Origin of the sequence: Psychrobacter sp. SWN149, from assembly GCF_015864565.1 — a bacterium.
GTDB lineage: Bacteria > Pseudomonadota > Gammaproteobacteria > Pseudomonadales > Moraxellaceae > Psychrobacter.
Genome location: NZ_JADYWX010000003.1, coordinates 84783 through 98967 on the forward strand (window position 1 = coordinate 84783; position 14185 = coordinate 98967).

Genomic DNA, 14185 nt, shown 5'->3' on the forward strand with positions numbered 1-14185 from the left:
GATGAGAGATATCGTGTCCCATCAATTATGTACAGATATTTAGCGACATATTTAGTCAGATGGGCAAATCTGTTATGATGGTCACATAACACCATCCCCTTTTGTTTCCTTTATTTGACGATATAGAGCGCTTTGACACTATGACTGATTCGATTAGAGAATTGATTATCCTTCAGCCAGATGATTGGCACATTCACCTGCGCGATGATCAAGCTTTGAGTACGACCGTACCGCATGCAGCAAGCAGCTTTAACCGTGTTATTTGCATGCCAAACCTTGTTCCACCAGTCAAGAACGTTGATGACGCTCTTGCCTATCGCACCCGTATTATGGCGCATTTATCAGACAGCGATTTGAGCCTTGAGCGCAAGTCAGCCTTTGATCCACGTATGACTTTATACTTGACCGATCAGACCACTGCCAAAGATATCGAAATGGCGGCACTGTCAGGTCTTGTGCAAGCCGTCAAGCTATATCCTGCTGGCGCGACCACCAACTCGGCAGATGGCGTCACCAATATCAACGCCTGTGTCGATGTATTTGAAGCATTAGAAAAGCATAATCTACCACTGCTGATACATGGTGAAGTGACGCAAGACCACATAGATATCTTTGATCGCGAAAAACGTTTTTTAGACGAAGTACTCGCACAAATTATCGTCAAATTCCCTACCCTAAAAATAGTTGTAGAACACATCACCACCAGTGACGCTGCAGACTTTGTATTGGCTCAGGGCAACCACGTGGCTGCCACCATCACGCCGCAGCATTTGATGTTTAACCGCAATCATCTGCTGGTTGGTGGTATCAAGCCGCACTTTTATTGCTTACCTATCTTAAAGCGTGAAAGCCATCAAAAAGTACTATTAGATGTGGCGACCAGCGGCAATCCGAAGTTCTTCTTAGGTACTGACTCTGCTCCGCACGCGACGGATAAAAAAGAAGCGGCGTGTGGTTGTGCCGGTTGTTATAGCGCTGCTACTGCCTTGCCATTATATGCAACAGCCTTTGATAGTGTGGGCAAGATAGACAAGCTAGAGGGTTTTGCCAGCCGTTTTGGTGCCCAGTTCTATGGCTTGCCAGTCAATGAAAGTACCATCACTCTCATCAATACTCCTATGCAAGTGCCGACTGACTATCCTTATTTCGATGGTGCATCACTGACGCCACTAATGGCAGGCGAGATGTTACCTTGGTCCCTTAAAGCGTAGCATCCATTCAGTAACCCTCAACATTATCCTGTGATGGCAGCCTGTCCTTTTTAACAAGTGGCATGGCTGTCAGCATAGGATGCTTATTTGCCATTTAATATGCCAGCACGACTGATAAAAGCGATTGAACTTGATATGACCCATCAAAACACAGCAACATTGCCTGAAAAAGCCGCATTGAACCACACAGAAACAGCCCACGACGTCGTAACGAATACTGCTACTGAAAGCGATGCGGTAGGAGAACAAGCACCTATGCGCTTAAAAGAGCGTTTTCGTAAATTTCTGCCAGTCGTCGTTGATGTCGAAACAGCAGGGTTTAACGCACAGACAGATGCGCTACTAGAGATTGCTTGTATTCCTGTACTACTTGATGAGCATGGTGTGTTTTATCCCGGTGAGGCATTCAATGCTCATGTTGAACCTTTTGAAGGCGCAAACCTAGAACCAAGTGCGCTAGCCTTTACCGGCATCGACCCCAACAATCCGATGCGAAAAGCCATTGCCGAAGACGAAAAGACCGCACTGCGCCGTATTTTTAAGGGGTTAAAAGAAGTACGACGTGAGGAGGACTGCCGTCAATGCGTCCTAATTGGGCATAACGCCCATTTTGACTTGGCATTTTTGAATGCCGCAGTAGTACGAACCAATAGTAAGAGCCACAATCCTTTTCACAATTTTTCGGTGTTTGATACCGTGACACTCTCGGCGCTAGCATTTGGCCAGACGGTGCTCGCACGCGCTTGTAAAGCTGCAGGACTGGATTTTGATGGTAAAAATGCTCACTCAGCACTGTATGACACCCAAAAGACGGCTGAGCTGTTCTGTTATATTCTCAATCACTATCCTATGCTGGCCAATGCCATGCACGCTGAAGACGATAAAGAAGCATTGGATGATGATGTCGATCGTAAATAAATCACATATCCTATGTTGCCAATGATACGTAATAGTGCTATTTGTAATACTTGATGACTTTGACATCTTGATCTAACAATCAATAAGGATATGATTGGTATTATGACTAGTAAATGGCATTATTTTATCAGACTCTAGGTGTTATGCATTCAGCTGACTTGAGCAAACACCCTAATGGTAGAGTATCCTTTTGGTCCACGCAGTTATATTCTACAGATGATTTAAGTTGCTCACCCTGCCTTGGTAGCCAACACTATCAAGACGTCATAGGAGGGACTTTGTTATGGATCCACAACTTAAGTTATGGGGAACCATCATCGGCTATATGCTGCTTGCTTTGACCATTAGCGCGTGTACTTCTCTGTGGATTCGATATCATTTAAAGCGAAATGACTTGCATCCTCGCCGCGCCATCAAAAAAAGATATTTAATTTTAAAAAGACGTAGAAAAAGGCTTGACAGAAAACGCAGAGGCTATTAGAATACGCACCACTTCAGCATAAAGGTGAAAGCAGCTGAAGCGTTAGAACTAGTCCCCATCGTCTAGAGGCCTAGGACACTGCCCTTTCACGGCGGTAACGGGGGTTCGAATCCCCCTGGGGACGCCACTATTTGGCGTCACTTATTAGCACTCTTGCTTAGCATGAGATTAGACTGATAATTGCACCACCCAAAACCCAATCATAATATATTATGATTGGGTTTTTTTATGTCTGTTCTGAAATCATAATGATAGCGTGTGTTTGCGCTATTTATATTGTTTACTCCACAAAAAGGCCAGCAATAAATGCTGACTTTTTAACATGCTATCTGTACTTTTAGCAGCTTATCATCGTATTTATATTATTTTTGTGGAAATCATTGATTGGTTACAGCATCAGCCATAATAACGTCGCTGCTATCATCAACCCTAGTACAGTTTGAATCAAAAAGAACGCTTGATGCTGACCCACCACTTTACTTAGAGTGACGCCTAGCGTGCTATATTCGACAGGTGGCGTATCAGTGTGTCCTGCTTTGTTTTGCGCTTCATAATAGTTTTGCAAAATGTCTAAAAACTGCTGCCATTCATTGGCTTCCCAAGCATATGGCTTAAATGGCATTAGCTTTTTGAGTTCAGAATCTTTGTTCATCCAGCGCTCAAGCGTAATAGAACGTAACGACCAACTGGCAAAACGGCGCTCCGTAATTTCTGAAAAATCTAGAATCTTCAATTCTTTGTGTCGCTCATCGACCAGCAATCTATTTTTAAGATTGGTTAACGCTTGTTCTGATCCTTCCACACACTGTAAGAAGTATCCATTGCCGTAACAAAGAATACCTGTAATATCATCGGCTCGGTTACGCTCAAGTGCACCTTCTGAGATATCATTCAGGGTACTAGGGCTTGACAGACCAGTTGAAGTAATTCGGCTTATATATACAAGCTGATACATACTTGTTGTCACTGGATTTGTTGAACCATTGATTGTTGACAATCAGTCTCTCCCATTGTCGATAAACATTGCTAAAACAATCATACTCACTTCAGAAAAAACATAAAGACGAGGCAACCTTAGATAACTAGCTAGCCTGATATATTATTGATTTTATAAGTTTTTATATTAATTGTATTAAGTTAGTTACATCATAGGTTAGTTTCGTCATCAAAGCAACCTATTCTTGGTCAGCGGCTTTGTGCACTGATGAAAGGCTTTTATTCGTCAATTTACTGACAATGAACGTGTCTACGCTTTCATAAATAGGTACTGATGGTCATTTAGCTATTTGTAGACAAGACATAGATGGATGGTAATGCTCTTGCATCAGTAATACATTGCAATGTCTTGCTCACAAATGCTTGAAAGCATATTTTAGGAGCAGTATGACAGGACAAGTATATACGATATCGATTATAGGACGAATCGAGTATAAGAGAGAGTATTACAAATTATGGAAAGGGCTCAGGATTGAATAGTGAGGATAGCGGCTAATAAATCAGCATCATCAGGATAAGTAAGCTTAATATTTTGGCGGCTGCCAGTCACCAGTTTTATTGGTAGCTTTAAGTGTTCAAACGCACTGGCTTCATCTGTAATAGTGAGTTGGTGCTTGGACACATGCTCTAGCACTTTTTTTAGCTGAGCTAGGCGAAATACTTGCGGGGTTTGTGCTTGCCATAGCGTGCTACGATCAATCGTAGTCTCAGCATAATAGTAGACACTACCCTTCTCTATAGACTGCGTGTATGCTGTCTTTAGCGTGTCAGCCACCGGGGTTGCTAGGATAGCACCATAAGGCTCTAGCATCGCGGCTCTAATGACATTGTCGATATCACGGCTAGGTACAACAGGACGCGCCGCATCGTGAATCAGCACTAGATCTGAATCATCCGCACCTGACTGAATAATGGCCTCAACACCTGCCTGTACTGACTGCCAACGCTCTGCTCCGCCAATGGCACAATGGATAGGCATTGAAAAATTCAGCGTTTGCACGGTGTTGTCATCTGCTGCCACCACCAGTAGACATTTATCAATATAGGCGCTAGTGCCCAGTCTTGCCACGCTATGCTGTAGTAGCGTTTGGCCTTGTAGCATCGTATACTGCTTGGCAATAGACGCACCAAAACGGCTGCCGCGACCAGCTGCCACAATCATTGCGTGTAAAGTAGGGGTTGTATTCATAATGTCGTATTCATGGTTGAACCCATGATGGTGTGGTTAAATATGGGGATGAAAGTGAGAAAAAATAGATATGCTAGATAGTTTTGAGATAGGTAATCGTAAGTGATACCTGTCATCAAAATTACTGACTACTGTGTGTCGTTGGGGCAGTAGATACTTGGACGAAAGTTTCGTTTGGCTTGATCAAACCTAAGTCTAGACGGGCATGCTCTTCTACCGCTTCTAGTCCATTTTTCAAGTCTTGGACGTCTGTACGTAGTAAGTTGTTTGCGGCCACTTGATTGTCATTCAAATGTTGTTGCTCTTCAATTTGAGTCGTCAATTTATGATGCTCAAACCGTCCATTTTCACCCAACCAGTACTGATATTGCAACCCTAAGAGCACGGCAACGGCTAAAGCAAGTAGTATAAATTGGCTAAAATATTTCATAAGAGGACAACGCCAAACAACATAGAAAATGAGATAAGAGTCTAAGCTAGTTAGGCACTAGATAAACGTTTATCTAGTGCCTGGCTTTGATTGTGATTACGATTGTGACTTGAGGATTTTCAACGTACTTTATACATTGAAAATCCTACGAGCCTATTAGCCACGTAAGCCAATAAACTCTTGGCGGCCACGGTAGCTTGCACGTACTTGCTGTTCGATACGTAGCAACTGGTTATATTTGGCAACACGATCTGAGCGGCATAACGAGCCTGTTTTAATCTGGCCTGCTGCTGTGCCCACTGCCAAATCTGCAATGGTGCTGTCTTCCGTTTCACCTGAACGATGCGAGATGATGGTTGCATAACCATTTTTCTTCGCCATATAGATCGCATCTAAGGTTTCTGACAAGGTGCCAATTTGATTGAACTTAATCAAAATCGCATTGGCAATATGCTTATCAATGCCTTCTTGCAAGATAGCAGGGTTGGTCACAAACAGATCATCACCAACCAACTGGACAGTATCACCAATCTGCTCGGTCAGATATTTCCAACCATCCCAATCCGACTCATCAAGACCATCTTCGATAGAGATAATAGGATACTGACGTGCCAGCCCCACTAAGTAGTCTGAAAATCCTTGGCTATCAAAAGACTTATTGCCTTCGCCTGCCAAAATGTATTGGCCGTCTTTATAAAACTCACTAGCCGCACAATCGAGTGCAAGATGAATGTCTTCGCCAGCTTTATAGCCGACTTGCTCAATCGCTTGCATGATAACCGTGATGGCTTCTTCGTTGCTACGTAGGTTTGGTGCAAAACCACCTTCATCACCAACGGCTGTGTTTAGACCTTGTGATTTCAATACAGATTTTAAACTGTGGAAAATCTCGGTACCCGCACGTAGTGCTTCTGAGAAGCTAGTGAAACCGACTGGCTCAATCATGAACTCTTGGATATCAACGGTATTGTCCGCATGCTCGCCGCCGTTCAAGATATTCATCATCGGCACAGGCATGGTCAACGACGTCTGATTACGCAAGTTAGCAATATACTGATGCAATGGCAGATTCTGTGATTTAGCAGCCGCTTTAGCGGTAGCCAGTGACACGGCTAGCATGGCGTTAGCACCAAGGCTTCCTTTGTTTTCGGTACCATCTAGCGCAATCATCGCGTCATCAATGCCTTGCTGCTCAGTCACGTCTCTATCCATCAAGGCGCTACGAATCTGACTATTGACATTAGAGACGGCTTTTTTGACGCCTTTACCCATATAGCGAGCTTTGTCGCCATCACGTAGCTCAAGCGCTTCACGTGAGCCTGTTGATGCGCCACTTGGTGCAGCAGCACGTCCGATAGTGCCATCAGCTAAGATAACATCGGCTTCGATGGTTGGATTGCCGCGCGAGTCTAAAATTTCACGAGCGCGAATGTCTTTAATTGCGGTGACGTTGTTGGTTTCTTCAGCGTACATAATGTCTGTTAATTCCTTTGGTCATGCCAAGTTTGTGAGATGGATAACGGCAGCTAGCATACAAAAAAGATAGAGCAAAATATCATATAGCACCTGACCTTAAAACCCCTGCAAACCTTTCTATCATATGACGATGCTTACATAGTGATTAAAGGTTTATTAGGCTGGTCAATGACTGGCTATAGTGTGTGGCATCATAGCATATATTTTATCAAACTTCCCTTATCTTACACTGACTTGCAGTCATAAAGACAATCATAGCTAGGGATATAAACAAGGGATATACACGAAAGATGCCTCGTTTAGGTTTATCGAATAACATGGCAGACGAGATATCTATACTTTGACCAAAGGCTCGCTATCAATAGGCGAGGTCGAGACTGTATTTTTCAGCTCAACCTTTGTCTTAAACCGTGTTAATCGTAGGGCATTCATCAAGACTGAAATAGAACTGAGTGCCATAGCAGCAGCGGCAATCATAGGATTCAAAAAACCAAACGCAGCAAGTGGAATACCAATACAGTTGTAGATAAAAGCAAAGAATAGGTTTTGCTTGATATTTCGTAGCGTGGCTTGAGCAATTTTTTGCGCAGCATCGATGTGCATAAGCGATTCGCCCATCAAACGGGCCGAAGCACTATGCTGTGCGACGTCTGTCGCTTCAAACATGGCAAAGCTCGCATCCGCAGTGGCCATCGCTGGCGCATCATTCACGCCATCTCCTGCCATCGCTACTTTGTGACCAGCCGTTTGCAATAAGGCTATTTGACTCGCCTTATCACGCGGACTCATCTTGCCATAGGCTTTGTCTATCCCTAGCTGCCCTGCCACATGGTTGACCACTGACTGCTTATCACCACTCATCAAGATCACATTAATTCCAGCATCTTGTAGCGCGGTAATAGCCTGAGGGGTGTCAGGCTTTAGATCGTCCGCTAAAGCAAAAGCCCCTAGTGGTTCATCGTTGATACTAATCGCAACGGTACTGGCAATTTGCCATGCTTTTGGCATAAATTTTGGTAATACTAGGTTTGCAAATTCTGCCGTACCCACTTTAATCAGTCCAAGCCCTTCTATTTTTGCTTGTATACCTGCACCCTTGATAACACTGATATCGCTCACGTCAAATAGAGACAACTGGCGATCTTGGGCAGTGTTGACCAAAGCAGTGGCTAGTGGATGACTGGCGTGCGCCTCGACACTGGCCGCAATCTGTAATACATCATCTACGGCAAGTGATTTATCCACCATGACATGATCGACGATGGTCGGCTTACCAAGGGTTAATGTTCCGGTTTTGTCGAGTACCACCGTATCAATGTTTCCTGCGGCCTCTAAACTTTGGGCATCCTTAAACCAAACGCCATGACGTGCGGCGACACCCATGCCAGCCATAATAGCTGCTGGCGTTGCCAGTCCAAGGGCGCAAGGACAGGCAATGACCAATACCGATACCGCATGCATTAAGGCGATATCAACCATGCCAGTTAGCCACCATGTCAAACCAAAAGTAACCAAAGCAATGACAACCACAATCGGAACAAATACAGCGGTAACCCTATCAGCGAGACGCGCCAGATTGGCTTTTGATCCTTGCGCATCACTCAGCGCTTGTACCATATCACCAAGCTTTGTATCACTACCTTTGGCACTGACACGGTAGAGTAGACTGCCGTTCTCTACCAATGCCCCTGCCAGTAGCTCATCGCCCTGCTCTTTTTTGAGTGGGACTGACTCCCCCGTCAAATGACTCTCCACACACCAACCACTGCCACCGATAACCATACCATCAGTGGCTACTCGGCTACCTTGCTTAGCACGCAAAATATCACCGACTTGCACATCAGACAGTGCAACATTATGAAAATCGCCATTTAGCTGCTGCTGCTCGACTTGATCAGGCGTCAATGACAGTAATAAATCAATACTGTTTAGGCTATGTTTCTTGGTACGTTCTTCAAGATACTTACCCGTACGCACAAAAGCAATAACCATCACCCCTGCTTCAAAATACACGGCTGGGCTGTTACTAGTATCGTGTCCGCCCACGTGACCGCTTTGCAACAGACTGTTTAACGTTCCATCACCATGCGTGAGCCACAGATAGGTCGAGTAGGCCCATATTGTTAGGGTACCAATGACGACCAGTACGTCCATATTGGCAAGCCCACCTTTGATAGAGGCCCACGCGCTTTTATAGAAGGGTAGCGCTAATCCAAACTGTACAATCGTGGCTAAAACAAACTGAATCCAGATGGGTGGCATCCACGCCATACCAAAACCTGTCAGCATGCCTGCCATACCAACCAAGAAAGGTACCAAACATAGCCATAGGCCAATCAAGCGCCATGGGTATTGGGTAGCCGTGTCTTCATTTGCCTGTACGAATAAGCGATCCGCTGCCTGTAGATTAGCGACAAACCCCGTTTTGTTTACCCATTCCGTGACTTGCTCTGGCGTCGTCTGCGCTGGATCATAATCCACATTGGCGGTCTCACCAGCAAAGTTTACGCTCACCTCATATACTGCAGGTTTTTTATTAAGTACCTTCTCGATTCGTGAGGCGCAAGCCTGACAACTCATACCGTCAATGGCGAGTTGCAGGTGTGCACGCTGCGGCGTAAGCGGTGTATTAGACTCAATATCTGTGTCAACAAGGTAAGAATCGTCATTTTTGGTATGGGTAGCATTGTTCATAAATAAAACTCGGTATGGCAGGGTCTGGTTAGGGTCTGTTGAAAACGTCAATCATGAAAAAGACCAGCCTAGATAGCTGGTCTTTTTCAGTGGAAAACCATACTTATGATTGGACAACAGTCGCATCAAAACCAGCATCCTCGATAGCAGAGACAATTGCCTCAATATCGGTTTTGCTATCATCAAAGGTTACCGTTGCCTGATTGTCTATCAGCTCGATACTAATATCATCTAAGCCGTCGATATCGGCCGTTGCGCTATACACGCTGGCAATGCAGCCACCGCAAGTCATACCGTCGATTTTAATAAGCTGTGTTTGATTGGCCATATTAGGCTCCTTATATTTATGTGTTAACGGTTTGGCTCATTTAAATGATTACTCATCCAAATGAGCCTACGATCTAATCGTCATGGTGCAGGTTTTTCGGTGAATCAATCGGAAATGGCTGAGTCACATAATCCACCATGCTAATCGCTGCGGTTAAAGCATGGATACTAGTATCTGTATCCTCATAACTCACCGTGGCGATGTCATGAATAGGATCGAGATCTATCGCCGTCACGCCTGAAATGTTTTTCAGAGCAGTCATGACGCTATCTAGACCTTCCTCGTCATCGATATTTTCGATACTGACTTGAGCGATTTGAATAGCCATTATTAAAACCTCCAATCAATTTTAGTCTCAATGAGTGTCTAATACCTCAAAACCTTTGACCAAGTCATCAAGCTGCTTAAGCTGATGCAAGAATGGCTCTAGTTGGCTCATACGCAGCGCACAAGGCCCATCACACTTGGCGGTTTCTGGACTTGGATGCGCCTCTAAAAACAATCCTGCAATCCCTGTTGCCATGCCAGCACGTGCCAGCGTGGTGATCTGCTCACGGCGACCACCAGCACTATCACTACGGCCACCTGGCTGTTGTAAGCTATGCGTCACATCAAAAAATACAGGGATATCCATTTGCTTCATGGTGTCAAACCCCAGCATATCAACGACCAAGTTATTATAACCAAAGGCACTACCACGCTCACACAATATCAGCTTGTCATTGCCGCCCTCTAAGCATTTATTGACGATATGACGCATCTCATGAGGGGCCAAGAACTGTGCTTTTTTAATATTAATAATCGCGTCCGTTTTGGCCATTGCATGCACCAAATCCGTCTGACGTGACAAAAACGCAGGCAATTGAATAATATCGGCCACTTCAGCGACTGGTGCTGCCTGATGCGGCTCATGTACATCCGTAATAATTGGTACTTGGAATTTTTCTTTGATTTGACCCAACCAATCAATGCCTTTCTCTAACCCCGGGCCTCGATAAGAGTGCAAGCTTGAACGATTGGCTTTATCAAAACTGGCTTTAAACACATAGTCGATACCCAAACGTTGGCAAATATCTACGTATTGCTCAGCAATCTCAAAAGCTAACTCTTTTGACTCTAAAACATTCATGCCACCAAATAATACAAAGGGTTGGTCATTGCCGATATTGATGGTTTTATTATCTGGTGTGTTAAGCGCGATGTGTGATTGTGCGGTCAGTAAATTTTCCATTAAACCATTATCCTCTATTTTGTTATGAATATCTTTGTCCCATATTGTAACCGATAGACCGATTAAAAAAAGTGTGCAAGCGTAATTAGATATCAATAGTAAACGTGTATATTAAAGAATAGTTGCCATTATTTAACACTAAGCAAAAAAAGACCGATCCGAAGATCAGTCTTTTTTGATAGTCATAATGCTTGCGCATTACATCTGAGCGATTATTTAGTTTGGCTGTTATCTTTCGCCGCTTTTACAAAGCTGTTAAACAATGGATGACCACCGCGTGGCGAGCTGGTAAATTCAGGATGGAACTGCACTGCCACAAACCATGGATGCTCAGAAATCTCAACCGACTCTACCAAATGCTGCTTGGCAGAATAACCAGAGATGGTCATCCCTGCTTGCTCTAACGGCTCGATATAGCGGTTATTCATCTCATAGCGATGGCGATGACGCTCAGTGATATTGTTTGCGCCATAGATTTGGCTAAGCTTGCTGCCAGACACTAGCTCAGCTTGCTGTGCGCCTAAACGCATGGTGCCACCAAGATCTGAATCATCACTGCGAATCTGTAGCTCACCGCGCTCATCTAACCACTCGGTGATAAGACCAATGATAGGCTCGGCCGTTTTGCGATCGAATTCAGAAGAGTTGGCATTAATGTTCAGTACATTACGGGCATACTCGATCACAGCCAACTGCATACCGAGACAAATGCCCAAATATGGCACGTTGTTTTCACGAGCATAAGTAATGGCTTTGATCTTACCCATCGTGCCGCGTTCGCCAAAACCACCTGGCACTAATACCGCATTGGCATTGTTTAACTGTGCCAATAAGCTATCATCACTCTCTAGACGCTCCGCATCGATATAATCAATCTTGACGTCTACCTTGTGAGTGATACCAGCATGTAGTAATGCTTCATTGATTGACTTATAAGCATCTGGCAACTCAACGTATTTGCCGACCATCGCAACAGTAACTGTTCCTTCCGGATTCAACTGTGCTTCAACCACTTTGTCCCAATCGCTCAAGTCCGCTTCTGGCACATCAAGACCGAAACGCTCACAGACGAGATCATCAAGATCTTGCTCGTGTAGCGTACGCGGTATTTGGTAGATACTTTGTGCATCTTCACACATGATGACCGCGCGCTCTTCGACATTGGTGAATAGCGCAATCTTACGACGGTTGTCTTGTGAGATATGATGATCAGAGCGACAGATTAAGATATCAGGCTGCAAACCAATAGAGCGCAGCTCTTTTACCGAATGCTGTGTTGGCTTGGTTTTGGTCTCACCAGCACTGGCAATATAAGGCACTAAAGTAAGATGCATGAGCATGGCTCTATTGCGGCCAAGCTCTACTTGCATCTGACGTACGGCTTCCATGAATGGCAGTGACTCGATGTCACCAACCGTACCGCCAATTTCGATAATGGCAATATCATAGCCCTCACCACTGGCAAGAATTTTGCTTTTGATCTCATCCGTAATATGCGGAATAACCTGTACCGTACCGCCCAGATACTCACCGCGGCGTTCTTTATTAAGAACGTTCTGATAGATACGACCACTGGTAAAGTTATTACTTTTACTCATTTTTGAGTGGCGTAAAAAGCGCTCGTAATAACCCAAATCCAAATCGGTCTCTGCGCCATCTTCGGTGACGAACACTTCACCGTGCTGAAACGGGCTCATCGTACCTGGATCAACGTTGATATACGGATCCATTTTGGTCATCGTGACGGTCACGCCACGTGCTTCTAAGACCGCTGCAAGAGACGCTGCGGTGATACCTTTTCCTAGTGAGGACACTACCCCACCGGTCACGAATATAAACTTGGTCATAGTACTCTGTCGGTAATTGGTAAAGAAGGATTTTACTAAAAATACGCCATAAAATATAGGGCAAAAATGCAAACTAGCTGAAACTCTTATTTTTTCGTGCCAGTGATAAACATTTTTTTAGTATTAAAATGCTACATAACAAAAAACTCACCCCGAAGGGTGAGTTTTTTTAGAATCAAATGCTAGTTGTTACTAGAATAAGTATTCTAGACCAGTACCAACTACCACTACATCAGCATCGCCTCTGGTACCCATGTATGGAACATTATCAGCACTGTTTACGCCAGCATAGGCATGAGCAATTATGTTGTCTTTATACATGTATTTACCACCAACAACGATTTGATCTGAATCAGCGTTATCATCACCATCTAGATTGGTAGTATTGTTGTACTGTGCATATACAGCAGCTGGATAAGCAAAGTTGTTTAGACCCATTTGAGCGCTAATTACTAGACCTTTCTCTTTTTCAGAGCCGTAATCATAATCGCCTACTTGATATAGCGCGCCTAGAGTAACAGGAGCTGCCATGTACTTACCTAGATCAACAGTCGCTGTACCACGGATGATATCACCATTGATGTTTTGGTCTTTGTCGTATGCAACACCAGCAGTGAAGCCAGTACCTTGATCAAACAACATTGCTACACCGAAGCCTGCATTGTCATTGTTATTTGCATCATCAGAGCTATACATTGCAGACAGTTGTAATGGTAGACCGTCGTATTTTGGTGCAGTCCAAATGATTGAACTTGCAATACGGTTACTATCTGCCATGTTTAGCGCTGCAACTACTTCGCCTTCATTTTTGTTTTGACCTAGGTTATCCCAGTAACCTTGGTTAACAACAACGTTGTCAATACGAGCTAGGCTTGATTGGTTTTTACCAACACGGAACTCACCGAACTGCTTGTTATTAATACCAAGATACGTATCACGGTTACTGAAAGTAGCGTTATCACCATCAAGACTAGTGCCATACTCTAAACGATAGATAACATCAGTATTAGCAGTCATCGCCTCAGAACCTTTGAAGCCGATACGTGAAGCATGAGAGTTAATCTCTACTGTATCTTCATCATACATGTTACCAGTAGGGCCATCAAACTCAGCATTAACATAGTCAGCCGCTAAAAAAGCTTTACCATAGATAGTAGGTGCTGCTTGTGCTGCAGATACAGATAGGGCTGCGATTGCTGTAACTAAAAGTAGTTTTTTCATGGGGTATCTCCACTTTACAATTGTAGTAATGAGCAAGCTATTATTAGCTGGCGCCCATAATGGTATCGTCACAAATCCTCAAAGATATAATGTGTAACTGGCTACCGAGATTAGTCAGAAACAAGTGTGGCGAATATTTATTACAGTAAGATGAAAAACAATA

At 44.1% G+C, this 14185-nt stretch carries 13 protein-coding genes and 1 tRNA gene; 4 read left to right on the forward strand and 10 right to left on the reverse strand.

What is annotated here, in order from left to right; all coding sequences use genetic code 11:
- Positions 1–140 precede the first annotated feature (140 nt).
- The 4 genes from pyrC to I6E86_RS05845 all read left to right on the forward strand — a co-directional run bounded on the left by pyrC (position 141) and on the right by I6E86_RS05845 (position 2737).
- On the forward strand, positions 141–1211 hold the full coding sequence (gene pyrC / locus I6E86_RS05830; RefSeq protein ID WP_197176082.1) for a dihydroorotase: 1071 nt from the start codon (positions 141–143) through the stop codon (positions 1209–1211).
- 255 nt (positions 1212–1466) lie between these two features.
- Entirely contained in the window at positions 1467–2129 is a 663-nt protein-coding gene (rnt, locus tag I6E86_RS05835) for a ribonuclease T (RefSeq protein ID WP_197176584.1), read from the forward strand.
- Between the two features lie 283 nt (positions 2130–2412).
- Positions 2413–2610, forward strand: coding sequence for a hypothetical protein (locus I6E86_RS05840; RefSeq protein WP_197176083.1), 198 nt, complete (start codon positions 2413–2415; stop codon positions 2608–2610).
- A gap of 51 nt (positions 2611–2661) precedes the next feature.
- Positions 2662–2737, forward strand: a tRNA-Glu gene (locus I6E86_RS05845).
- 261 nt (positions 2738–2998) lie between these two features.
- Here the strand turns inward: I6E86_RS05845 and I6E86_RS05850 are convergent.
- The 10 genes from I6E86_RS05850 to I6E86_RS05895 form a co-directional block, all read right to left on the reverse strand.
- The gene (locus I6E86_RS05850) at positions 2999–3565 is read right to left on the reverse strand and encodes a BLUF domain-containing protein (RefSeq protein ID WP_197176084.1); all 567 of its coding nucleotides are present in this window, start codon (positions 3563–3565) and stop codon (positions 2999–3001) included.
- A gap of 507 nt (positions 3566–4072) precedes the next feature.
- Positions 4073–4795 (reverse strand): 2-C-methyl-D-erythritol 4-phosphate cytidylyltransferase, encoded by a 723-nt coding sequence (gene ispD, locus I6E86_RS05855; protein ID WP_197176085.1) that lies wholly within the window; start codon positions 4793–4795, stop codon positions 4073–4075.
- Between the two features lie 121 nt (positions 4796–4916).
- A complete protein-coding gene (locus I6E86_RS05860) occupies positions 4917–5225 on the reverse strand; it encodes an FtsB family cell division protein (protein ID WP_197176093.1) in 309 nt (102 codons plus the stop codon).
- Between the two features lie 156 nt (positions 5226–5381).
- Entirely contained in the window at positions 5382–6698 is a 1317-nt protein-coding gene (gene eno / locus I6E86_RS05865) for a phosphopyruvate hydratase (protein WP_194364876.1), read from the reverse strand.
- A gap of 336 nt (positions 6699–7034) precedes the next feature.
- The gene (locus I6E86_RS05870; protein ID WP_197176095.1) at positions 7035–9395 is read right to left on the reverse strand and encodes a heavy metal translocating P-type ATPase; all 2361 of its coding nucleotides are present in this window, start codon (positions 9393–9395) and stop codon (positions 7035–7037) included.
- 103 nt (positions 9396–9498) lie between these two features.
- A complete protein-coding gene (locus I6E86_RS05875) occupies positions 9499–9723 on the reverse strand; it encodes a heavy-metal-associated domain-containing protein (RefSeq protein WP_197176097.1) in 225 nt (74 codons plus the stop codon).
- A gap of 73 nt (positions 9724–9796) precedes the next feature.
- Complete coding sequence (locus I6E86_RS05880) at positions 9797–10051, reverse strand: hypothetical protein (RefSeq protein ID WP_197176098.1); 255 nt, start codon at positions 10049–10051, stop codon at positions 9797–9799.
- Positions 10052–10078: 27 nt separating this feature from the next.
- The gene (kdsA, locus tag I6E86_RS05885; RefSeq protein WP_197176100.1) at positions 10079–10954 is read right to left on the reverse strand and encodes a 3-deoxy-8-phosphooctulonate synthase; all 876 of its coding nucleotides are present in this window, start codon (positions 10952–10954) and stop codon (positions 10079–10081) included.
- 212 nt (positions 10955–11166) lie between these two features.
- Positions 11167–12801 carry a CTP synthase gene (locus I6E86_RS05890; RefSeq protein ID WP_197176102.1) on the reverse strand — a complete coding sequence of 545 codons (1635 nt, stop codon included), beginning with the start codon at positions 12799–12801 and terminating at the stop codon, positions 11167–11169.
- Between the two features lie 192 nt (positions 12802–12993).
- Positions 12994–14022: a porin gene (locus I6E86_RS05895; protein WP_197176103.1), complete on the reverse strand. Its 1029-nt coding sequence runs from the start codon at positions 14020–14022 to the stop codon at positions 12994–12996.
- Between the last annotated feature and the right edge of the window lie 163 nt (positions 14023–14185).

Coding starts and splice junctions, on each gene's coding strand:
- I6E86_RS05840 (WP_197176083.1), top strand. CDS start 2,413: ATGGATCCACAACTTAAGTTATGGGGAACCATCATCGGCTATATGCTG.
- I6E86_RS05870 (WP_197176095.1), bottom strand. CDS start 9,395: ATGAACAATGCTACCCATACCAAAAATGACGATTCTTACCTTGTTGAC.
- I6E86_RS05880 (WP_197176098.1), bottom strand. CDS start 10,051: ATGGCTATTCAAATCGCTCAAGTCAGTATCGAAAATATCGATGACGAG.
- I6E86_RS05875 (WP_197176097.1), bottom strand. CDS start 9,723: ATGGCCAATCAAACACAGCTTATTAAAATCGACGGTATGACTTGCGGT.
- I6E86_RS05850 (WP_197176084.1), bottom strand. CDS start 3,565: ATGTATCAGCTTGTATATATAAGCCGAATTACTTCAACTGGTCTGTCA.
- ispD (WP_197176085.1), bottom strand. CDS start 4,795: ATGAATACAACCCCTACTTTACACGCAATGATTGTGGCAGCTGGTCGC.
- I6E86_RS05860 (WP_197176093.1), bottom strand. CDS start 5,225: ATGAAATATTTTAGCCAATTTATACTACTTGCTTTAGCCGTTGCCGTG.
- I6E86_RS05890 (WP_197176102.1), bottom strand. CDS start 12,801: ATGACCAAGTTTATATTCGTGACCGGTGGGGTAGTGTCCTCACTAGGA.
- kdsA (WP_197176100.1), bottom strand. CDS start 10,954: ATGGAAAATTTACTGACCGCACAATCACACATCGCGCTTAACACACCA.
- rnt (WP_197176584.1), top strand. CDS start 1,467: ATGCGCTTAAAAGAGCGTTTTCGTAAATTTCTGCCAGTCGTCGTTGAT.
- I6E86_RS05895 (WP_197176103.1), bottom strand. CDS start 14,022: ATGAAAAAACTACTTTTAGTTACAGCAATCGCAGCCCTATCTGTATCT.
- pyrC (WP_197176082.1), top strand. CDS start 141: ATGACTGATTCGATTAGAGAATTGATTATCCTTCAGCCAGATGATTGG.
- eno (WP_194364876.1), bottom strand. CDS start 6,698: ATGTACGCTGAAGAAACCAACAACGTCACCGCAATTAAAGACATTCGC.